Below are 22,737 nucleotides of genomic sequence, written 5' to 3' on the forward strand. Positions count from 1 at the left end.
GCGGCACAAAATTCATGCCCCCAGCTTAACGGCCGTGTCCCGTCCGGAAAAATTCATTCCTTTGGAGCGCTCATAACCGCAGGCTATAGCGCCTGGGCATCCGGAGCCACCAACAGGGTGGATTGATAGGTTGCGCGAAAATAGTCCAGAAACCGCTCACACACCTTGGACAGCGGCCGGTTTTCCGCATACAGCCCCTTGACGGTATAGCGGATCGCCGGATCGAACCCCGTATGATGCACTGTGCCGGGACCCGCCGCCTGGGCCGTCAGGTGATCCACGATCGCCACACCCACGCCATACCCCACCAGATTCTTGGCGATATAATAGGTCTGGGCGGTCACAATGGACTCGAAAGCCAGGCCCCGGGACATGATTTCGTGAAACAGAATGTCTGACAGTGGGCCGCTGTCCTTGATGCTGATCACTTCTTTGCCTTTCAGGTCTTCCAGTCGCAGGCGGGCGGGCGGATCAGGAAAATCCTTGTCGTTATAGACACAAACAAACTCCCCTTCGCCAATATCATATTCGCGAATGCCGGCCACGGCGGGTGGGCTGAACGCCAGGCCGATGTCGTTTTCCTGTTCATAAAGGGAGCCGATCAGGCCTTCAAAATGCTGGGTGCGGATGTCAAAGGTCACATGGGGATAACGTTTCCGGAAGCCGGCAATCGCCCGCGGCAGGATATCCAGCCCCACGGCTGGCATGGCCGCCAATCGGATATGGCCCGATTTGCCGTCGCGCAGATTGCGGGCCTTGTTCTGCAGGGAGAGGACCTTGTCATAAACGGTCTTGACCTCACCAAATAACGCATGGGCCTCTTCCGTGGGGATCATCTTGCCCCGGATACGCTGAAACAACGGATAGCCCAGCTGATCCTCCGCATGGTGCAACACCTTGCTGATAGACGGCTGGGATACATTCAGCTTGCGGGCGGCCCCGCTGACCGTACCGCAGCTGTAAACGGCATAAAAAACCTCGATATGGCGCAAACGCATGTTGTAACCCCGCTCCTGTTCACCGCAATTGATTTTGAACAGATCAGGGCCGCTTGCAACTTCTTTTTTTAACTCCTGTCACACCAACCGTTTCAGCACCTGGTGCAGAATATCCATGCCTTCATGAAGCAGCTTATCGGAAATGGTCAGCGGACACAGGAAACGGATCACATTGCCCCGTGTCCCGCAGGACAGCAGGATCAGACCATCTTCCGCCGCCTCCCGCACCACAGCACGGGCCAGATCCGCATCCGGACGCTGCGCCTCCCGGTCCTTGACCAGTTCCACCGCAACCATCGCCCCCAGTCCCCGGACTTCTCCAATACAGGTCAGTTGGTTGTCTTCAGCCATTTCCTGCAGACGTCCCCTGAGAAGGGCGCCCACCTCGTTGGCGCGCGCCATCAGATTGTCTTCCTGGATCACCTCCAGCACCGCCAGCGCCGCCGCGCAGGCCAGCGGCGATCCCGCATAGGTCCCGCCCAAACCGCCGGGTTGGGCCGCATTCATGAGGGCCGCCTTGCCGGTCACTGCCGACAGTGGAAAACCGCCTGCCAGGCTTTTGGCCAAGGTCATCAGATCCGGCTCAATGCCGGCATATTCGGTCGCAAACATTTTACCGGTGCGGGCAAAACCCGTCTGGATTTCATCCACGATCAGCAAGATCCCGTGTTCATTGCAGATTTTCCGGAGCGCCTGCAAAAATGTCGGCGGAGCCACATTGAAACCGCCTTCCCCCTGAACCGGTTCGATAATGATCGCCGCCACCCGCGAAGGCTCCACATCCGCCTTGAACAGCTGATCCAGCGCCTTCAGGGCCGCATCCTCACTGATCCCCAAATAGGCATTGGGGAAGGGGGCATGATAAATTTCCGCCGGAAAAGGCCCGAACCCAGCCTTATACGGCGCCACCTTGCCGGTTAGCGCCATACCCAGCATGGTGCGGCCATGAAACCCGCCGCCAAAAGCAATGACGCCAGAGCGGCCAGTGGCCACCCGGGCAATTTTGATGGCATTTTCCACGGCTTCCGCACCAGTGGACAGGAACAGGGTCTGTTTCGGGCTGTCGCCGGGCACAAGGGTATTGAGTTTTTCGGCCAGTTCGATATAGCCGTCATAGGGCATGACCTGAAAACAGGTGTGGGAAAACCGGTCAATCTGGGCTTTTACCGCCTCAATGATTTTGGGATGATTATGCCCCGTATTCAACACCGCAATGCCGCTGGCAAAGTCAATATACCGTTTGCCTTCCACATCCCAGATTTCGCTGTTGCTGGCCCGGGCGGCAAATTTCGGCAACAGGGTGGCGACGCCACGGGGCACGGCCTGTTCGCGACGATTTTGCAGATCTGTGTTCTTCAAGGTCATGATATTTCCTTTCAACCAGTTCGTTCGGCGGCATCGCAGCGGGAGCCGTTCACAGACCGCCCAGACAGAGATATTTCAGTTCCAGATAGTCCTCGAGACCGTATTTGGAGCCTTCGCGGCCCAGGCCGGATTCCTTGACGCCGCCAAACGGCGCGGCTTCATTGGACAGGATGCCTTCGTTAATGCCGACCATGCCATAGTCCAGTCCTTCGGATACCCGCCAGATACGGCCCATGTCCCGCGCATAAAAATAGGATGCCAGGCCATAAGGGGTATCATTGGCCAACGCGATGGCCTCCTCTTCGGTGTGGAACCGATACAGCGGGGCCACGGGACCAAAAATTTCTTCCGAAAAGATTTCCATCTCGGCAGTGACATTGGTCAGAATGGTCGGAGCATAAAACAGCCGCCCCGCCGCCGCACGCTCTCCGCCGGTGATCACCTCGGCCCCCTTGCGGACCGCATCATCGACCAGCCGCTCTACCTTGGCCACCGCGGATTCGTTGATCAACGGCCCACTGGTGGCATCGGGCTGCGTATAGGGGCCGGGATTCAGGCCCGCCACCGCCTCTTTCAGCCGGGCGGCAAAGGCATCATAGATGCCGTCCTGCACCAAAATCCGGTTGGCGCAGACACAGGTCTGTCCCGAATTGCGGTATTTGGACGCCATCGCCCCGGCGACAGCGGCATCCAGGTCGGCATCGTCAAACACGATAAAGGGCGCATTGCCGCCCAGCTCCATGGACACTTTCTTGACCGTGTCCGCCGCCTGCTGCATCAACAGCTTACCCACCCGGGTTGAGCCGGTGAAGCTGATTTTCCGCACCAGCGGATTTGACGTCATCTCACCGCCGATGGCCGTCGCGTCGGTGCCGCAAACCACATTAAATACCCCGGCCGGCAGCCCCGCCCGGTCCGCAAGTTCCGCCAGCGCCAACGCCGACAGCGGGGTTTCCTCACTGGGTTTGACCACAATCGGACAGCCGGCAGCCAGCGCCGGGGCCGCCTTGCGGGTGATCATGGCACTGGGAAAATTCCACGGGGTAATGGCCGCCACCACACCGACCGGCTGTTTCAGGGTCAGAATGCGTTTATCCGCCGCCGGCGCGGGGATCACATCCCCATAGATGCGTTTGGCTTCTTCCGCATACCATTCGATATAGGACGCCCCATAAAGAATTTCCCCCCGGGATTCGGCAAGGGGCTTGCCCTGTTCAGCGCTCATCAGCACCGCTAGATCTTCCTGGTGTTCGATCATCAGCCCATACCACCGCCGCAGCAGTGCCGCCCGCTCCTTGGCGGTTTTGGCCCGCCAGGCCGGGAAGGCTGCAGCGGCGGCCTGAATGGCCGCCCGGGTTTCTTTCACTCCGCCGTCCGCCACATCGGCCACCCACGCCCCATCCGCCGGATTGGTGACGGCAAATGTTGTCCCCATGGCAGACTCCTGCCAGGCCCCATTAATATAGGATTTATCCCTAAGCAGCGCCGGATCCTTCAGCACCATGCGACTCTCCATATGTTCTCATACTGATCGTTCCGGATGATAAAAAACCTGATCCCCCAAAACCATATATCCAAGGTTATAGAGCGAAACATTTCGACAGGGTTTCAGCAGCGCCGGCCCCCACAAAGAAATGCGCCGGTCAGGAGGTTTCGGGCCGCGCCTGATAGGCCAACAAAGGATCCTCGTCCCCGTCTCCGGGCATGGTGGACATCGCCCCGATAAACAAGGAAAACAGTTCCGTCTGGGAACCGATATCCAGCTTGGCATAAATATTGTTGCGGTGAATTTTCACGGTTCCGGGAGAAATGCCCATGCGGGCCGCTGTGGATTTCACGGAATGCCCCATCAGCAAAAGCTGCATCACTTCCCGTTCCTTGACAGACAGGACGGAACTGGCAAAGCGGGACATGCCCCGCAAAAACCGGCGGTTGGCGTCCTGACCCGCGGCCGTCTCCATACCCGCCCCCGGCCCCGCCCAGTGGCGGCGACACAGTTCCGATAGAACCGGTTCCATATTTTCAAGAAGAGTCCGTTCCTGTTGCGAAAAAGCCGGCTTGCCCCGCGCCCGGCCCAACGCCAAGGCAATCAATCCCGCCGGTTCTGCGTTAATAAAAATATTCACCTCATCATCCAGATCAGCATATTTGTAATAACTGCGGAAATAGTCGCTCTGGGTGAAATGATCGGGAGCCACGGCCGCAAGCGGATAAACACCGCTACAGGCCCCCTCCAGAAAAAGGCGATAAAACGGGTCCAGCAGATAAGCCCCTTCAAGGTAAAAGCGTACATCCCTGCGCCGGCCTGAATGCAGCCGGGCATAAAGTAGCTCGGGGCGGTCTTCCCCCCGATAGGAAAAAACCAGAAAACTGTCCAGCGCCAGCACCCCGGCCAGACATTCCGCCAGTAACGCCGGGAATTCCGCACGACCCGCCACACGGTACAGACGGACAATATTTTCATTCCATTCGCGGGAACCGGGATCCAGGTTCATGCCAACCTCATGTCCTTGCCTCTAGACCTTATCCCGAAAGCGTAATCACAGGACGGGACTATTATGCTTCTTCTTCCATAATCTTTTTAACCGGGGACTGTCGAGCAAAAAGCTTTTCTATCCCGGCGGACAAGGAACGGGAAGCCGGCCTCTTCCGCCCATAAGAGGCCGCCACCATTTCAGCCAGGATGGAAACGGCAATTTCCCGGGGCCCCGTCGCACCGATATCCAGCCCCACCGGCCCGGAGAGGCGCGCCAGTTCCGGGGACGATACCCCGGCGGCAACCAGCCGGGCCAGACGTTTTTCCTGGGTCCGACGACTGCCCAACGCACCAATATAAAAAGCCGGCGTCTCAAGGGCCCGCAACAGCGCCGCATCATCGAGTTTTTCATCATGGGTAAGCGCGACCACGGCCGTGCGCGCATCCACTCGGTGGCGGTCAAGTCCCTCATCAGGCCAGTCCGCGCATAAGAGAGCGTCAGGAAACAGATCTTCCCGCAAATAGGCCGGCCGCGGGTCCAGAATGATCACCTCATAACCGGCCAGCGCCGCCATGCCGGCCAGATATTCGGCAATGTGCACCGCGCCAATGATAATCAACCGCCGCCGCGGCAGAATAGGGTGCAGAAAAATTCTTTGCGGCCCCTCCTCAACCAGCTGACAATGCCCGCTTTTCATGGCGGCCTCAACTTTTTCCAGCAGGGCCGGCATGGCTTTATAATTGTTACGATCTCGTAACGGGGTGTCCTGTAGCCGCTGCGCGCCTGTCGCAAGATCGGTCATCAGCAAACAGGGGGTGCGCTCCCTCAGATGATCTTCAAGGGTGCGAAACAGGGGGTAATCCACGGCCGGGATCAGCGGCTGCAGGAAAATTTCCACCGCCCCGCCGCAGGGCAGCCCCACCGTCCAGGCCATATCGCCATCCGGCCCGAACCGCAACCGCTTCGCACGCCCCTGTTCCAGGACATCCGTCACTTCGGCCATTACCGCCCCTTCCACACATCCGGCGGAAACGGAACCGATAAATTCCCCTGTCTCGCGAATGAGCATGCGGCTGCCCGGCGGACGCGGCGAAGAACTGGAGACCTCTATAACGGTCGCCAGCGCCAGTCTTTGCGGGGCCTCAAGCCAGGCCCAGATCTTGTCATGCAAGTCAAACAGCATCATCCGCATCCTTTGTTTGAGCAGAGCATAACAACAAAAGACCCTTTCTTCAGCAAAAGACTTTTCCCTCACCGTCCGACTCTCTATTCAGGCCCTATATTCAGTCTTGATGGCGAGACGACGCCTGTATATGGTGAGACTGAACATTGTGGGCGGAAACAGCGGACAGGCTTATGAAACTGATTATCGGCATTGCCGGCGCCAGCGGCGTCATTTACGGTATTCGTCTTCTGGAAGCGCTGCGGCAGATGAAACAGGTGGAAAGCCATCTGGTCATGACCGCCACGGCGCGCATGAATATTGGCCTGGAAACCGATTACACGCCGCGCGCGGTAGAGGCGCTCGCCGATGTGGTCCATAAAAACGGCAATCTGGCCGCCAGCATCGCCAGCGGCTCTTTCCGCGCCGACGGCATGATCGTCGCCGCCTGTTCCATGAAAACCCTGTCCGCCATTGTGCATTCCCATGCCGATGATCTGCTGACCCGGGCGGCGGATGTGATCCTGAAGGAACGCCGCCGGCTGGTGCTGATGCCGCGCGAGACGCCGCTGCATACCGGCCATTGCAGGCTTCTGTATGAGGCCAGCCAAATGGGCGCCGTTATTGCCCCGCCAAGTCCGGCTTTTTACATTCGGCCCCGCTCCCTTGAAGATGTCATTGATCATGCCGTGGGCCGCATTCTGGATCTGTTTGACCTCGACTGCGGGCTGGTCCGCCGCTGGCAAGGCCCCCCGGCTTCGCCGGAAACCTAGAGTGAATTGTGCATAGGTTGACCCATTCTGCCGGTCAGGTCTGGTTCAGGAGCCAGGGGTTTGGCGCAGGCCATACTGGCGGTACGGCCAAGCCAAAGGCCGCCGGAACTGGACCAGATCGGCCCGGCCCTTCGGGTTGGCGGCTTGGGGCCGCTCACCTTGTCAGACGCCTGGCCCGATGCCCCGCATCGCCCGGCGCCGTCTTCCGCGTGAGGCGGGCCACAATCCGCCAACAGAATTGAGCCAACCTATTCACAATTCACTCTAAAATACCTTACTCTGGCCTCAAAGGTGAGGGAAAGGGCGTCGCGGATGCACCGCAGAAAATTTTATGGTACAGTGGGGCTCAGGTGATCCTTCTGACTCACCACAAAACAGAGACCCGTACCGGGTTTCGGGGGAGCGGTCATGACCACACTCGACCCAATATCTGCACTGATAGCTAGCGCCCTTCTGGAACAGTACAGGGCCGTCAGGGCATATACCGAATCCCTCTGTGTCCCTCTGGAAATTGAAGACTACGTGATCCAGCCCAGTCCCGAGGTCAGCCCACCCAAATGGCATCTGGCCCATACCACCTGGTTTTTTGAAAACTTTATTCTCAACGCCTTTGATCCGGACTATACCCTTTTTCACCCCACCTTTCCCCGACTGTTTAATTCCTATTACAAATCCCAGGGCGACCACTGGCTTCAGGGCGAACGGGGCCAGCTGTCCCGGCCCACCGTGGCAGAAATTTACCGTTACCGCCATTCTGTGGACCGAAAGCTGGCCGCCTTTCTCGCCCCGTCCCGCCATCCTCCGGAAACGGCGAAACGTCTAGCCGAGATCCTCGAAATCGGTCTGCATCATGAACAGCAGCACCAGGAACTGCTGATCATGGACATCAAATATATTTTTGGGCACGACTCGCTCAAGCCGGTCTATGCGGACAGATCACTTGACGACCCGCCCCCCCTTCCCGCCGCACGGTTCATTTCTGTAGCCGGCGGCCTTGTGGAAATTGGCCATGATCCCGCCGCCGGTGGATTTGCCTATTGCAACGAAACCCCGCGCCACCGGGTGTTTCTGGAAGATTTCCAACTTCAGAACCGGCCCGTCTCCAACGGGGAATATCTCGCCTTCATGGAAGACGGCGGTTATGAAAATCCGCTGTTGTGGAAAAGCGACGGCTGGGATCATCTGCACCAAGGCGGCGACAAAAAACCGCTCTACTGGGTCAGGCAGGACGGCGCCTGGTATGAATTCACCCTGTATGGCCTGTCCCCGCTGCGCCTGAATGCCCCCCTGTCCCATATCAATTTTTACGAAGCCGATGCCTATGCCTGCTGGGCCGGGGCACGGCTGCCTACGGAATTTGAATGGGAACGGGCGGCCACCCTTCATCCCTCCGACGACACAATACAACCGCAGCAGGACATCCATTATGAAACCCGTTATCAGGACAGCGGCAGTGATTTTTTCAATCTGCACGGTACGTGCTGGCAATGGACGTCAAGCGCCTATCTGCCCTATCCCCGCTATCGGCGTCCGGAAGGGGCACTGGGAGAATATAACGGCAAGTTCATGATCAATCAAAAAGTGCTGCGCGGCGGGTGTTATGCCACACCCCCAGGGCATTACCGCCCCACCTATCGCAATTTCTTTTACCCCCATCAGAAATGGGCCATCACCGGCCTCAGGCTTGCCAAGGATATGACGTAAGGATATGTCATGCTGACACAAAAGACTGCTGCCCGGGATCTGGACTATCTGGAACAGGATGACTTTGCCAAGGCGGTCCGACAGGCCCTATCAGGCCGCAAAAAACGCCTGCCCAGCAAATACCTGTATGACGACCGCGGCAGCGCCCTGTTTGTGGAAATCACAAAACTGCCGGAATATTATCTGACCAATTGTGAAACGGAAATTTTCCGCACGCTGTCCCCGGCGATTATCGACTGCCTGCCGGACAGCGTGGATGAAATTGTCGAACTGGGCTGCGGCGACGGCCAGAAAACGGAAATCCTGCTCAACTCTTTTGCGCGCCGCAAACCAGGGCTGAAATTCGTACCGGTGGATATTCACCCCGCCTCGGTCAAGAAGATTGGAACGCGCATCTCATCGGTTCTGTCGGATGTCGAGGTTTCGGGATATGTGGGCGACTATTTTGCCTATCTGAATGAAAAGCCCCCAATCCCTGATCACGCGCGCCTGTTTTTGTTCCTGGGCTCTAATATCGGCAATTTCGATCCGGATGAGGCGGTGCATTTTCTCTGCAAATTGCATGACCTACTGGATCAGGAGGATTATCTTCTGATCGGCATGGATCTGAAAAAGGAGGTGCCGGTTATGCAGGCCGCTTATGACGATTCACAGGGCGTGACCACCGCCTTTAACCTCAACCTGTTGCACCGGATGAACCGGGAACTGGACGCGGATTTCGATCCCGGCAGCTTTTATCACCATGCCTGCTATAACGCCGAACTGGGCGCCATGCAGAGCTTCCTGCTGTCCCGCAAGACACAGGACGTACATCTTGCGGCCCTAGGCATGACTGTCCATTTTGACCTGCTGGAGGCCCTGCATGTGGAAAATTCCTTTAAATACAGTTTTCAGGACATCCATGCCCTGGCTCAACATGCCGGCTTCCATGTGGTAGAAAACTTTCTTGATTCAAAAGCCTATTTTACAGACTCGCTCTGGAGGAAAAAACCCTAAACCTTGTCAGGTTTGAACCTCATCCGGCTTTTGGCACGAGACATAAAAAGGGCCTTCCCGAAGGAAGGCCCTGATAGCCTGTCAAATAAAGAACAGGCCTATGGTTCAGGCGCTAAGCCGGGTTTTGGCCTGCTGGCGCTGTTCCTCCAGCGCCGTCGGCAGACGGTCACTGAGTTTATCAAATAGGTTTTTCTGATCTTCCACCTCGATCTCGGTGCTTTCCCTGTCGAACTGCATCAGCTTGTTAAACCTGTCCGCGCCGTAATCCAAGCCGGTCCAGTTCAGATCGTCATAAGAGGGTACCTTGCCCAACGGCGTGGACTGGGCGCCCTTGTCCCCCTTGATGCGGCCCACGATCCATTCCAGAACCCGCATGTTCTGACCGAAACCGGGCCACATGAACTTACCGTTCTCATCCTTGCGGAACCAGTTGACCCGGAAGATTTTCGGAAGGTGAGTGGCCCGGTCTTTCATGTCCAGCCAGTGCTGCCAGTAATCGCCCATATTGTATCCGCAGAACGGCAGCATGGCCATGGGATCGCGGCGAATCGCGGCCTGGTTGTCAGCAGCGGCGGTGGCTTCGGACCCGACGGTCGCCGCCATGTAAACGCCCTGCTCCCAGCTTTCGGCTTCATAAACCAGCGGGAAGGTCTTGCTGAGCCGGCCGCCGAAAATAAACGCGTCAATCGGCACCCCATTGGGGTCTTCCCAAGCGGGATCAATGCTCGGACACTGGCTGGCCGGGGCCGTGAAACGGGCATTGGGGTGTGCGGCGGGACGGCCGCAATCCGGGGTCCAATCATTCCCCTGCCAGTCAATCAGATGGGCCGGCGGTTCCTTGGTCATGCCTTCCCACCACACATCGCCGTCATCGGTCAGCGCCACATTGGTAAAGATGGTGTTGCGGGAAATGGTTTCCATGGCCGCCGGGTTGGAGTCATAAGAGGTGCCCGGCGCCACCCCGAAAAATCCGGCTTCCGGATTAATCGCATACAGACGGCCGTCTTCCTTGGGCTTGATCCAGGCGATGTCATCCCCCACAGTCCAGACCTTCCAGCCTTCATACCCTTTCGGCGGAATCAGCATGGCCAGATTGGTTTTCCCGCAGGCGCTCGGGAAGGCCCCGCTGACATAGGTTTTTTCCCCGTCCGGCGATTCAATGCCGACAATCAGCATGTGTTCGGCAAGCCAGCCTTCATCCCGGGCCATAACGGAAGCAATGCGCAGCGCCACACATTTTTTACCCAGAAGCGCATTGCCGCCATATCCGCTACCATATGACCAGACTTCGCGGGTTTCCGGGAAATGGGAGATGTAGCGGTTGTCCGGATTGCAGGGCCAAGGCACATCCTGCTGCCCGTCTTCCAGCGGGTAGCCCACGGAATGCAGACATTTGATGAACGGCTTGTCTCCCAGCACATCGAGCACCCGAGAGCCGATGCGGGCCATGATTTTCATGTTCACCACCACATAGGGGGAGTCGGAAATCTGCACCCCGATCTGGGCAATGTCAGAGCCCAGCGGCCCCATGCTGAACGGGATCACATACATGGTCCGCCCCCGCATGCAGCCCTTGTAATGGCCGATCATTTCCTCTTTCAGCTGTTTCGGGTCCCGCCAGTTATTGGTCGGGCCAGCATCTTCTTCCCGGGCGCTGGCGATAAAGGTGCGGTTCTCCACCCGGGCCACGTCCCGTGGATCCGACCGACACAGAAAAGATCCCGGACGCTTTTCCTCATTGAGTTTGATAAACACACCCTGGTCCACCAGGTCCTGACAAAATCTATCATATTCCTCTTGGGAGCCATCACACCAATATATCCTGTCCGGCTGGCATAATTCGGCAATTTCCTGCACCCAGGCAATCAGCCCCTGGTTGGTTACATGTTCGGGTATGTTCAACGTCATTCTTCAGGCTCCAGAATAGAATAAATTTAATGCATTATTTTATCGGATTGAGTGTCATCAAAGTGATGTCCGCATTATCAGGGTCAGACCCCCCTTAACTACAGCACGGACATAACCCGTGTCATGTCCGTGTCCCTCCCGGCGTATCCAGAAGCCTGCACCCGCGCTTACCCGGAAAACAGCTATTTCCCCAGCCATTTTCCCAACACCTGCCGTGCAGTTTTCGCGGCCGGTAAATACGTCATTAATTTTTTATTACATGCGGTCATGATTTCTAAGCCATGCCTTGACATCCTGTCAACCCGCAGAGGCCAAGATTCTGCACCCGGGCGGTGAAAAGTCCTGCCCCGTGAAAGGCCCCGGAACGCCCCCACGATTAAAGCCAAGATGGAAAGGGAGATATCGGGGTATTGTGTCAGGGTATTACATTATTACGGAATCGAAATAATATTTTTCCTCTCACACCGCTTATCATCCTATTGTTACGGAATCGAAACATTAAGGGTTGTCTTCACATAGGATCGGATATCTAACGCGATACGACCCGAATGCCATCAACCACGTCATTGCCGGGGTGCAGGATGATGGTCTCCCCCGCCGCCAGACCGGCCAGGATTTCTGCCTGTCGGTCATTGCGCCGGCCCACCGTTACCGGCCGCAAAATTGCCCGGCCGCCTTCAACCGCAAAAACCGCCCAGCCTTCTTCCTGTCGAAACAGGGCCGACAAAGGCACCTGCACCACATTTTCCGCCCGGTCCACAATGATTGTGGCCTCCACCCGGTAGGCATCACCCAGACTGGCCCATTTTTCCACCGGATCCGTGAAATCCAGAATGACATTCACCCGCTGTTCCTCAACCCCTAGCGCCGAAATCTTGGTAAAGCCCGACGGTTCCACCCGGCGCACCACCGCCTTCAGATCCTCCCCGCCGCCCCAACGACGGATCAGGGCTGCATCGCCCGGCTGAACCCGCACCGCATCGGTCGACAATAGTTCGATGACAATTTCCAGATCCCGCGGATCACCAATTTCCACCAGCGGTGTGCCACGCGCAATCACCCCTTCATTTTCATGATAAAGGCGCAGAACCCGGCCATCCACCGGAGCCCGCACACACACCTGACAGGCCGCCTGCTCCGCGGGCGGGGGCGTTCCCGGCTGCACCAGCCGCGCCTGGGCCGCCGCCAAGCGCCCCTCATTCAGGCGCCGGTCGGAAATCGCCTTTTCCAGCTCCGCCTCTTTGCTGCGCAAATCAGCCTGGGCTCGCTCCAGCGCGGCATCGGATACATTACCCCGTTGATACAGCACCTTGGTGCGGACATAATCGGACCGTGCCAATTCCAGATCTGCTTCGGCCTTTTTGACCTGCGCCCGGGCCAGGGCCAGGGCAGCTTCCGCCGCCTGCACTTCGGCGCGGGCTTCCTGCTCTGTGCGCTGGTCCAGGAAATCCGGATCGGCGGGACTCATATTGGCAATGACTGTTACGCCAGAACGCACTTGATCACCCGGGTCGATCTCCACCCGGGTAACCCGGCCATCAATGGGGGCGGACACCACATAAATATCCCGGATCCGGGTCTTGCCTTCACCATCCAACCCGATCACCACATCGCCGCGGGTGACTTGCGCCATATCCACCGGTAACGGCCGCGGCCAGAAAGCAAAGGCCAGAAGGGCCAACACCACAACGCCGGCCAGAAGTTTTATGCCCTGTTTCAGTAATGCACGTGTCATGACCTCCCCTTTATTCAAAGCCCTTCAAGGCAGTTACCAGATCCAGGCGCGCCACCTGCCGCCAAACCAGAAAAAACGACACCAGCGAACATCCTGCCACAATTAGCGCCGCCAGCCCATAGGTCTGCGGCGTGATGATCACCGGCAGCCGAAACAATTCGGCTTCCAGCGAGGCCGCCAGCGCTTCCGCCAGGCCGCGCCCCAAAACCATACCCAGGGGCAGCGCACACACGACAATCACGGACATTTCCCCAAACAGCAACCAGGCCACCTCCCGATTGGTCAGGCCCAGCACCCTGAGCGCCGCCAGTTCCCGCCCCCTTTCGGACAGGGCGATACGGGCGGTATTATAAATCACCCCGAAGGAAATGATCGCCGCAAACAGAACATTGACGGTGACCGTGATCATCAGGCTTTCAGCCACGGTTTCCTTGAAACTTTGTCGCGCCTCCTGCAACAGCGACAGAGCGGCCACCATCGGGGTTTCCCTTATTTCTTGATACAGTGCCGCGCGGCGGGCGGGATCCAGCATCAACGCCACCCCGGTGATCCGCGGCGGATCGTTCAGATACGCATTAAGCCGGTCCAGATCCATAAAGGCATTCAGCCCCATGAAATCCTCGACGATGCGCGTGACCGGCAGAAAAAACACCGGGCGGCGTTCTTCCAGCACGTCGACCATCAGAATATCTCCTGTCCGAACCCGCAGGATTTTCGCTAGTGTCGCCGACAACGCCACCCCATGCTCTGGCATGGACACCGGATCGAGGTTTTTATCCAGAATCCGGTGCAGCTCCAGCTCCCCCAAACCATCCCGCACCAGATGCGGGTCCGGCCGCAGACCCGTCAGCGCCAGGCGTTTTTGATAGGGCCCGTGGTTCAGGGCCACGCTTACCTCGCGTATTGGTTCGACCCGCATCACTCCTGGCATCTGACGAATTTCCTCCAGCGCGCGCACCGGAACCGCTTCCACAAAATTGAGCGCCGCATCTTCCCGTTGAATCAGATCAAACTGCACGTCCAGCAGGTGATCCAGCGCCTCATCCATGAACATGGCAAAAATCAGGATCGACACGGAAAACCCGATCCCGAGCACAGACAGCAGCGCCCGCCAGGGCCGGCGTTCCAGTTGCCGCAGCACAATCCGGGTCAGATGCGAAAAAACATTTTCCAGACCCAGACGTTCCACCAGCGTCTGTCGGTAGATGGCCGGGGCTTCGGGCCGCATGGCTTCCGCCGGAGGCAGCACCGCGGCCCGCCGGATCGCCAGCAACGTCCCCATAACTGCGGCCCCCGCACAGATAAAGACCGCCAGAACCATCACCTGCGGCGCGAAGGAATATCTGAGCAACGGAAAATGGAAAAATTCCGCATACAGCCGGGTCAGGCCCGCCCCCATCCATGACCCCACCAGAATGCCCAGAACCCCGCCGAGCAGCACCAAAACCAGAATCATTTTCAGATAATGGGCGGAAATCTCCAGATTGCTGTAACCTGTGGCCTTGAGCATACCGATCTGTTCCCGCTGGGTCGCCACCAGGCGGGTCATCACCACATTCAACAAAAACGCCGCCACACTGATGAAAATCACCGGGCCGATCACCCCCATCGAACTGAGTTGCTTGAATTCATTATCCAAAAACCAGTTGGAGATCTGTTCTTTGCGAGTATAGGACAAAAGCCCACCATACGGGGCCAGAATCCGGTCCAGTCGGTCTTGCACCTCCGCGACATTGGCATTGCGGCGCAGGCCCAGCGCCACGTCATTGAACGCCCCGTCCATATCTACGGCAGCTTCCAGGACCCGCCGGCTTATCCAGAAAATGCCGAACCGGCGATTGTCAGGAAACAGGCTGCCCGGCGCCAGGGCATAAACATATTCCGGCGACAACGCCACACCCACGATCGTAAAGGAACGTTTGTGTCCATTGATCACCAAAGTTACGGGATCGCCAAGGTTAAGACCGTGCGCTTCAACAAAGGCTTCATTGGCGAGGATGGTGTCCTGCTCGTCTGGCGCCGGGAATCGCCCTTGACGCAGGAACAGATTATTCAGCAGCGCCTGCCGTTTGTCCGACAGGGAAATCAGCCGGCCGGTCACCGGTTCGGGCAGGTGCGCCATCTGTACCGTGGCGCCAAATACGATCCGGGTTTCCACGGCGGAAACCCCGGGAATTTCCTGAATCTGGCGTTTGATGGACTCTGGCGCCCGTTTAAGCCCGGCAAACACGTCCGCAAATTGATACTGGTCATAATAGACGTCCCGGGTCAGTTTGAGGCTGTCCAGAACCCCAAAAGACAAAATGAAAGTGGCGATGCTGCAGCCCATCACTAGAATGATGGCCAGAAGCTGTCCCTTGATATGCCACAGATCCCTGACCAGTTTGCGATTAAGCGGGGAAAGGGGAAAAAGTGCCATCATGACGTCACCATGACAGTTCTTTGGGAGAGACAGGAGACGCATTGAGGGTCATGTCACGCACCCGGCCATCCAGAAAATGAATGACTCGGTTGGCTATTCTGGCAATGGTCACATTATGGGTGATGATGATGGTGGTGGTGCCAAAACGCCGGTTAACCTCCTGCAAAGCTTCGAGCACCACAATCCCTGTTTCCACATCCAGCGCGCCAGTGGGCTCATCACATAACAGCACCTCCGGCCGCTTGGCCAGCGCCCGGGCAATGGCGACCCGTTGCTGTTCGCCGCCGGACAGCTGCGACGGAAAGTGATGAGCACGGGGCGAAAGCTGCACCGCCGCTAGCGCCGCCATCGGCGACATGGGATGAAGCGCGATATCGGTCACCAGCGCCACATTCTCCACTGCCGTAAGCGAGGGCACCAGATTATAGCTTTGAAACACAAAACCCACATTTTCCCGCCTGAACAGGGTCAGCTCCCGTTCCGAATAAGTGGCCAGGTCCCGGTCCCTGAAATAAACATGTCCCGAGGTGGCCACATCCAATCCGCCGATAATGTTCAGAAAGGTGGATTTGCCGCTGCCCGACGGCCCCAGAAGAACCACCAGCTCCCCTTTCGGAATCTCAAGGGTCACGCCGCGCAGGGCATGCACCACCATCTCTCCGCTGCCGTAATCCTTGGTGAGATTTTCAGTGCGGAACGCGATGCCATCCGACCAGGACGGCGCTCTCGTCTTGTGCAGGACCCGCTCCGGCATGGGTGCCCCTTTGTCTGTTGATTGATCTACTATAGGGAAATATTGTGCCGAAATACAGCCCACCCGCCCATGCGCCAGATCAATTGCCCGAAGGCACCCCCGAATATGTCCCGGACCCCGCCATATACGCCGGCTCCTCCCTAGTGTGGTTTCTGAATTTGAAGTTCCTGTTTTTGATTATGTCATATGACTTAGGAACTTCAAATTCAGAAACCACACTAGAGTCAAATAATTAACCAGTCTTCTTGTTGACTCTGAAATTCGAATAGCCTGCTACAAATATGATACGAATTTCAGAGTCACAAGACTAGAGTGAATTGTGAATAGGTTGACCCATTCACAATTCACTCTGGCCAATATTAGGCGCCGATATTCCCGGTTGACCGGACCGGGCGGCTCTTTCATACTACGCGGCAGAAAAGATAAAAATACAGGACGTTTCTATGGACTGGGTCTCCATCCTTCCACCAGTCGTGGCCATCATCATCGTTGTCTGGCGCCGGGAAGTTATTCTGTCCCTGTTTCTGGCACTGTTGACCTCGGAAGTCCTGCTGGTCGGGTCTGCCGACTTGTTTCAGGACCTGTTCGCCGGGTTTCTGGGCAGTCTGGAACGGATCGTGGCCGTGTTTCAGAATGAAGGCAACACCCGCATCCTCATGTTCAGCCTGCTGGTTGGCGCGCTGTTGGCTTATCTCAGACAATCGGGCGGGGTGAGCGCGCTGGTGGAGCGGCTGATCAACCGGGGGCTGACCCGAAGCCGCCGGCAGGTGGGGCTGATGACCACAATTACCGGCCTTGTCCTGTTTATTGAGTCCAATCTCAGCGTGCTCACCGCCGGCATTGTCTCACGGGGCTTGTTTGATAAATTCGGCATGAGCCGAGCACGGCTCGCCTATATTATTGACAGCACCAGTGCCCCGGTCTGCATTCTCCTTCTGCTTAACGGCTGGGGGGCCTATGTGCTGGGCCTGCTTGGCGGTTATGATCTGGCGGATCCGGTGGGTATTCTGATCGGGTCCATTCCGTTGAATTTTTATGCCTTGGTGACGCTGGCGTTGGTCTTCTACACGGTGCTGAGCGACCGGGTCTATGGCCCGCTGGCCCGCGCCGACAGCCGCGCCGCCATCGAAAGCGAGGCGCAACCCGAAATCCCGCCCACTCGCGCCCGATACATGATCCTGCCGCTTATGGTGATGATCGGTGGCATTTTTGGTTTCATGATCTGGACCGGCGAGGGGGACATCACCAAGGGGGACGGCGCACGCGCCATCCTTTATGCCACGATCCTGGCCTGTCTGTGTGCTTATATCCTGATGCTGCTGAGCCGCCGGTTCACCCATCACGAACTGGTTAAAACCGGCTTTCAGGGCATGGGCGAACTGTTGCCACTGGTGACCATTGTGCTGTTGTCCATGGCGCTGGGCAGCAGCCTCAAGCTGCTCGGCACCGGCACCTTCATCGCCGGATTGGCCGGGGCGCATCTGCCGCTGTTTCTGATTGTGCCCATGCTGTTTCTGGCCGGCTCCCTGATCAGTTTCACCACCGGCACCAGCTGGGGCACCTTTGCGCTGCTGATCCCGCTGGGCATGCCGCTGATTGATATGCTGGGCCTGCCGCCGGCGCTGGTGCTTTCCGCCATTCTCGGCGGCGGCGTGTTCGGGGATCATTGTTCCCCGATTTCCGACACCACCGCCGTTTCTTCCATCGCCGCCGGCTGTGACCTTCTGGAACATGTCCGCACCCAGCTGCCCTATGCGCTGACCGCCGGCGGAATCAGCTTCGGTCTGTATATCCTGGCCAGTCTGGTGATGCTCTAGAGTGAATTGTGAACAGGTTGGCTCAATTCTGTTGGCGGATTGTGGCCCGCCTCACGCGGAAGACGGCGCCGGGCGATGCGGGGCATCGGGCCAGGCGTCTGACAACGTGAGCGGCCCCAAGCCGCCAACCCGAAGGGCCGGGCCGATCTGGTCCAGTTCCGGCGGCCTTTGGCTGGGCCGTACCGCCAGTATGGCCTGCGCCAAACCCCTGGCTCCTGAACCAGACCTGACCGGCAGAATGGGTCAACCTGTTCACAATTCACTCTAGTGGCGGAAATGACGCATGCCAGTGAATACCATGGCCAGGTTGCGGTCATCCGCGGCGGCGATCACTTCCTCATCGCGGATCGACCCACCCGGCTGAATGATGGCCGTCACGCCCGCTTCGGCGGCACTGATCAGGCCGTCGGCAAACGGGAAAAACGCATCTGAAGCCACCACGGAGCCTTCCGTCATGACCACATCCAGCCCGGCAGCACGGGTGGCGTCTTCGGCCTTGCGCGCGGCGGTGCGCGCACTGTCCACCCGGCTCATCTGCCCGGCGCCGATGCCCACTGTAGCCCCGTCCTTCACATAAATAATGGCATTGGATTTCACATGTTTACAGACGGTGAAGGCAAACAGCATGTCATTGAGCTCCTGCTCGCTGGGCTGTCTTTTGGTCACCACCTTCAGATCTTCGCGGCGCACAATGCCATTATCCCGGCTTTGCACCAGATACCCCCCAGCCACGGATTTTACGATCTGTCCCGCCTCGCGCGGATCGGCCAACCCCCCGGTCAGCAGCAGACGCAGGTTTTTCTTGGCCGCGAGAATGGCGCGGGCTTCTTCATCGGCGTCCGGGGCAATGACCACTTCGGTAAAAATGGAGGAAATTTCCCGGGCCGTGGCTCCGTCCAGGGTCTGATTAAGGGCAATAATGCCGCCAAAAGCGCTCACCGGATCACAACGCAGTGCCTTTTCATAGGCCTCTGCCAAGGTTTTTCCCCGGGCCACGCCACAGGGATTGGCATGTTTGATGATCGCCACCGCCGGACCGTCCTGGGGGTCAAATTCACTGACCAGCTCAAAGGCCGCATCGGTATCATTGAGATTGTTATAGCTCAGCTCCTTACCCTGAAGCTGCCGGGCCGTGGCGATGCCGGGACGGGGTCGGGCACTGCGGGTCACATAAAAGGCTGCGTCCTGATGTGGGTTTTCCCCATAGCGCAGGGTCTGCTGACGGGTGGCGGTGATGTTGAGGCGTTCCGGATAAGTCTCCCCCAGTTGAGCCACAAACCACTGGGAAATGGCGGCATCATAGGCGCCGGTGCGGGCAAAGGCCCGGGCTGCAAGTTTTCGGCGCAACTCATGGTCCGTGGCCCCGCCATTGTCTTTCATTGATGTCATGACAGCATCATAATCCCCGGGGTCCACCACCACAGTGACGAATCTGTGGTTCTTGGCAGCCGAACGGATCATGGCCGGCCCGCCAATGTCGATATTTTCGATACAGGTGGCAAAATCGGCGCCTTTTTCCACAGTTTCCTCAAAGGGATAAAGATTGACCACCAGAAGATCAATGCCGCCAATATCATGATCGTGCATGGCTTTTGTATGGTCCGCATTATCCCGCAGCGCCAGAAGCCCGCCATGAATTTTCGGATGCAGGGTTTTGACCCGGCCGTCCATCATTTCCGGAAAACCGGTGTGTTCGGCCACTTCCTTGACCGCAATACCGGCGTCCGCCAAGGTGCGCGCCGAGCCGCCGGTGGACAGGATTTCCACGCCCATCTCCTGAAGGAATTTGCCGAACTCCACAAGCCCGGTTTTATCTGAAACAGAAAGAAGCGCCCGTTTTACGGGCTGAAGGTCCACGTCGCTCATCGCCAGCTCCTCGATCACCAATTAGTCAGAAAGTCGGTCTATAATCCACTCTGGAGTGAATGGGGTAACTATTCACAATTTATTCTAGGGGCGGCTTACTGGATCACGCCCCACAACGCAAGTTTTATTTGCCGTTCTTTCGGTTGCCCATACCGGGCCCAACGCGCCCCATCCCCTCTCATGTGCCCAGCCCCCCTTATGCATCCATAATGCGCCGGATAGACCATTTGACCGCCTGTTGTGGGCCGTCGATGCGGGTGCTGAGCACGATCTGACGGGTCTGTTGCACCCGCCCGGGCGTGCCCAGATAGACACTGTCCTCCAGCCGAAGATGGGCCCCGCGAGCCTGAAACAGCCACACCTCATCATTGACCAGCCTGAGGCGCACCTTGCGCCCTGCTTCTTCTGCACCCGCTGTTCTTTTTCCCACATGATCCATCAGATGGGCGCTCACCGCCGGATGCACATGAAAGCGGATATCCGCCATGACCGGCTCAGCCCGGTCCGATACCTGTTCCAAAATGTCTTCGCCGCGAATATCATCCCCGGCCCCGTTCATATAAATCAGACGCCAGTGTTTGCGCCCGAAACGGCTGACATAACCGTCATGGCTGAGTTCCAGCAGCACATCCCCCCGTTCCTCGATGCGCCGGCTGGTGGCCACGGTCGGCCCCGCCCCGATCAGGCCGTTGTCCAGAAGTTCGGCGCTATTGCGGTTCTCCACCACCAGTGTGCTGTGCGCTGCCGTGGTCCGCGACAAATCAAAAAGATCCGCATCTCCCCTTGACCCTTCGCCAGGCAACACCCCGGCCCCACTGCCACAATTGACAATGATCCGCATGGCCCGGCTGGACAGCTCAAACGACAGGGTCCCCGCATGACAGCGACGGCTAAGGGGCGTAAAGGCTGGTGGGCCGCTGTCCACAATCAGACAGGTCCCATTTTTTTCCAGCCGGCGAAATCCGCCCTGTAGCGCGTCCTGAGCCGGCTCGGAAACCGGCACCAGCCGGGAAAGAAGGGCGTCAACCTCCTGTTCCGATCGTTCCGACGCGCCATTAAAGAGGGCCAGACGGCCATCGCCGTGCCTGAGCAGACGCAATAAGCCGCCAAGGCGGCCCAGCGCCGCTTCCACCTCATCCGGCACATCATGCCCCATCGCTTTGAGCGATGTTTTAAGCATCACAAGGGCCTTCAACAGACGGAGCACATCTTCCGGGTTGCGGCTTTGCACCCCCCCATCCGGCAGCACCTCTTCAGGCAGCTGGCGGACCAGCAGATTAAGCCCCCGTTTCAGCCAGTCTTCTCCGTGGGGAATATACAGCCCGGCCTGAGCCAACCCGGCAAGGGCATAAATCTGATCCGGCCCTTCCGGCAGGGTGGGGCTTTCATACATCAAATGCCGCGCCTGGCGCGCCAGACTGTCCAAAACCCGGCTGCGGTAGATCAGATCGTCCGTGTCCATGATCAGCGGGGCATAAGCCAACCAATTGATCAGTCGCCGGCCGACCAGATCGGGCCGCCAGGCCAGCTCCTCCCAGGACTCAAACCGGTCCAGCCAGCCGCGCACAAGATCCTCGGCCCGTTTGCGGGCGCTGAGCCGGTCCACCGCCTGCCCCAGATCCCGAAGCCAGGCAAAACTATGCAGATGTTCCTGCCACGGGGCCGGCAGGTCCGCAGCCGACCAGATTTCCGCAGCCGCCCACGCCCCCTGTTCATGATGTGGATGGCGCAGCACATGCCCATTCAGGACAAACCGCCCGGCCAAAAGATGCGCGCCGGCTACCCTGTCGCCGGGCCAAGGGTCCTTGGGCGTGCCCAGGATTCGCAGCGGATGCTTGCCCCTCAGGCGCAGATCATGAGCCCGGCTCCTGTAGCCGGCCTGACGCATGACGGTTTTCAACCGAAATGGCATCCTCGCGGAAAAAGATCGAACTGAAGGACGGCGAAGTTCTGCCATAAAATGCGCTGCTCCGGGATCACTAGTCGTTAAGGGAGATGATACAAAAGGGAGAATAGCACAGGCGGCCCAAAAGAGAAGAGCCCGTTGTGGCTTTTCTTGGCCGGGGACTATTCTCCCTCGAGCGCGTCTCCCCCAAGCGCGTCTCCCCTGAGCGCGCGGATATTTTGCGCATAATGCCCCGGCCCGCCCGTAAAGGTCGCCGTGCCCGCCACCAGCACGTCCGCCCCTGCGGCCACGGCCTCTTTGGCGGTGTCCACATTAATACCGCCATCCACCTCAAGATCAATCTGTCGGCCGGTGGCATCAATCATCCGGCGCAGCCGGCGGATTTTTTCCAGCTGGCTCTTGATGAACTTCTGCCCCCCAAATCCCGGATTGACACTCATTACCAGGACCAGATCCACCAGATCCAGCACGTTTTCCACCAGGTCCACCGGTGTGCCGGGATTAAGCGAAAGCCCGGCTTTTTTGCCCAGGGAGCGGATCAATTGCAGGGTGCGGTGAAAATGCGGTCCTGCCTCCGGATGAATGGTGATGATGTCCGCGCCGGCCTTGGCAAATGCCTCCACATAGGAATCCACAGGGGAAATCATCAGATGCACGTCAAAGATTTTTGTGCTGTGGGGTCTGAGCGCGGCCACAACAGACGGCCCGATTGTGATATTGGGGACAAAATGGCCATCCATGACATCCACGTGGATATAATCGGCACCGGCCTTGTCCACGGCGGCCACTTCTTCCCCCAGCCGGGCGAAATCCGCGGAAAGGATGGAAGGGGCAATCTTTACGGGCTGCTGCAT

Annotated in this window: 18 protein-coding genes; 5 read left to right on the plus strand and 13 right to left on the minus strand. The window is 58.1% G+C overall.

Going from position 1 to position 22,737, the window contains the following annotated elements; all coding sequences use genetic code 11:
- Positions 1-83 precede the first annotated feature (83 nt).
- The 5 genes from FE788_RS13775 to FE788_RS13795 all read right to left on the minus strand — a co-directional run bounded on the left by FE788_RS13775 (position 84) and on the right by FE788_RS13795 (position 6,026).
- A complete protein-coding gene (locus FE788_RS13775; protein ID WP_138381181.1) occupies positions 84-998 on the minus strand; it encodes a LysR family transcriptional regulator in 915 nt (304 codons plus the stop codon).
- 78 nt (positions 999-1,076) lie between these two features.
- Complete coding sequence (gabT, locus tag FE788_RS13780) at positions 1,077-2,363, minus strand: 4-aminobutyrate--2-oxoglutarate transaminase (RefSeq protein ID WP_138381182.1); 1,287 nt, start codon at positions 2,361-2,363, stop codon at positions 1,077-1,079.
- 49 nt (positions 2,364-2,412) lie between these two features.
- Positions 2,413-3,867, minus strand: coding sequence for an NAD-dependent succinate-semialdehyde dehydrogenase (locus FE788_RS13785; protein WP_138381183.1), 1,455 nt, complete (start codon positions 3,865-3,867; stop codon positions 2,413-2,415).
- Positions 3,868-4,006: 139 nt separating this feature from the next.
- A complete protein-coding gene (locus tag FE788_RS13790) occupies positions 4,007-4,858 on the minus strand; it encodes a helix-turn-helix transcriptional regulator (RefSeq protein ID WP_138381184.1) in 852 nt (283 codons plus the stop codon).
- Between the two features lie 61 nt (positions 4,859-4,919).
- Positions 4,920-6,026: an XdhC family protein gene (locus FE788_RS13795; protein WP_210414023.1), complete on the minus strand. Its 1,107-nt coding sequence runs from the start codon at positions 6,024-6,026 to the stop codon at positions 4,920-4,922.
- A gap of 170 nt (positions 6,027-6,196) precedes the next feature.
- On the opposite strand from FE788_RS13795, the gene FE788_RS13800 reads away from it, so the two are divergent.
- From FE788_RS13800 to egtD, 4 genes are all read left to right on the plus strand, one after another.
- Complete coding sequence (locus FE788_RS13800; protein ID WP_138381186.1) at positions 6,197-6,775, plus strand: UbiX family flavin prenyltransferase; 579 nt, start codon at positions 6,197-6,199, stop codon at positions 6,773-6,775.
- Between the two features lie 60 nt (positions 6,776-6,835).
- Positions 6,836-6,988 (plus strand): hypothetical protein, encoded by a 153-nt coding sequence (locus FE788_RS14175; RefSeq protein WP_168190439.1) that lies wholly within the window; start codon positions 6,836-6,838, stop codon positions 6,986-6,988.
- Between the two features lie 195 nt (positions 6,989-7,183).
- Positions 7,184-8,479 (plus strand): ergothioneine biosynthesis protein EgtB, encoded by a 1,296-nt coding sequence (gene egtB / locus FE788_RS13805; RefSeq protein WP_138381187.1) that lies wholly within the window; start codon positions 7,184-7,186, stop codon positions 8,477-8,479.
- Positions 8,480-8,488: 9 nt separating this feature from the next.
- The gene (gene egtD, locus FE788_RS13810) at positions 8,489-9,475 is read left to right on the plus strand and encodes an L-histidine N(alpha)-methyltransferase (protein ID WP_138381188.1); all 987 of its coding nucleotides are present in this window, start codon (positions 8,489-8,491) and stop codon (positions 9,473-9,475) included.
- A 105-nt stretch (positions 9,476-9,580) separates the two neighbouring features.
- On the opposite strand, the gene FE788_RS13815 is transcribed toward egtD, so the two are convergent.
- The 4 genes from FE788_RS13815 to FE788_RS13830 all read right to left on the minus strand — a co-directional run bounded on the left by FE788_RS13815 (position 9,581) and on the right by FE788_RS13830 (position 16,294).
- Positions 9,581-11,383, minus strand: coding sequence for a phosphoenolpyruvate carboxykinase (GTP) (locus FE788_RS13815; RefSeq protein WP_138381189.1), 1,803 nt, complete (start codon positions 11,381-11,383; stop codon positions 9,581-9,583).
- 529 nt (positions 11,384-11,912) lie between these two features.
- Positions 11,913-13,118 (minus strand): efflux RND transporter periplasmic adaptor subunit, encoded by a 1,206-nt coding sequence (locus FE788_RS13820; RefSeq protein WP_138381190.1) that lies wholly within the window; start codon positions 13,116-13,118, stop codon positions 11,913-11,915.
- A gap of 10 nt (positions 13,119-13,128) precedes the next feature.
- Positions 13,129-15,540, minus strand: coding sequence for an ABC transporter permease (locus FE788_RS13825; RefSeq protein ID WP_168190440.1), 2,412 nt, complete (start codon positions 15,538-15,540; stop codon positions 13,129-13,131).
- A 4-nt stretch (positions 15,541-15,544) separates the two neighbouring features.
- On the minus strand, positions 15,545-16,294 hold the full coding sequence (locus FE788_RS13830) for an ABC transporter ATP-binding protein (RefSeq protein WP_138381192.1): 750 nt from the start codon (positions 16,292-16,294) through the stop codon (positions 15,545-15,547).
- Positions 16,295-16,737: 443 nt separating this feature from the next.
- Here FE788_RS13830 and FE788_RS13835 point away from each other — a divergent pair, with 443 nt between their 5' ends.
- The gene (locus FE788_RS13835; RefSeq protein WP_138381193.1) at positions 16,738-18,111 is read left to right on the plus strand and encodes a Na+/H+ antiporter NhaC family protein; all 1,374 of its coding nucleotides are present in this window, start codon (positions 16,738-16,740) and stop codon (positions 18,109-18,111) included.
- Between the two features lie 51 nt (positions 18,112-18,162).
- Here FE788_RS13835 and FE788_RS14180 read toward each other — a convergent pair whose 3' ends face one another.
- The 4 genes from FE788_RS14180 to rpe form a co-directional block, all read right to left on the minus strand.
- Entirely contained in the window at positions 18,163-18,315 is a 153-nt protein-coding gene (locus FE788_RS14180) for a hypothetical protein (RefSeq protein WP_168190439.1), read from the minus strand.
- A gap of 60 nt (positions 18,316-18,375) precedes the next feature.
- Positions 18,376-19,977 (minus strand): bifunctional phosphoribosylaminoimidazolecarboxamide formyltransferase/IMP cyclohydrolase, encoded by a 1,602-nt coding sequence (gene purH / locus FE788_RS13840; RefSeq protein ID WP_138381194.1) that lies wholly within the window; start codon positions 19,975-19,977, stop codon positions 18,376-18,378.
- 196 nt (positions 19,978-20,173) lie between these two features.
- On the minus strand, positions 20,174-21,877 hold the full coding sequence (locus tag FE788_RS13845) for a heparinase II/III family protein (RefSeq protein WP_168190441.1): 1,704 nt from the start codon (positions 21,875-21,877) through the stop codon (positions 20,174-20,176).
- A 167-nt stretch (positions 21,878-22,044) separates the two neighbouring features.
- Positions 22,045-22,737 (minus strand): ribulose-phosphate 3-epimerase, encoded by a 693-nt coding sequence (gene rpe, locus FE788_RS13850; protein ID WP_138381196.1) that lies wholly within the window; start codon positions 22,735-22,737, stop codon positions 22,045-22,047.

The sequence above is a fragment of the Luteithermobacter gelatinilyticus genome, from assembly GCF_005849285.1.
Lineage (GTDB): Bacteria > Pseudomonadota > Alphaproteobacteria > Sphingomonadales > Emcibacteraceae > Luteithermobacter > Luteithermobacter gelatinilyticus.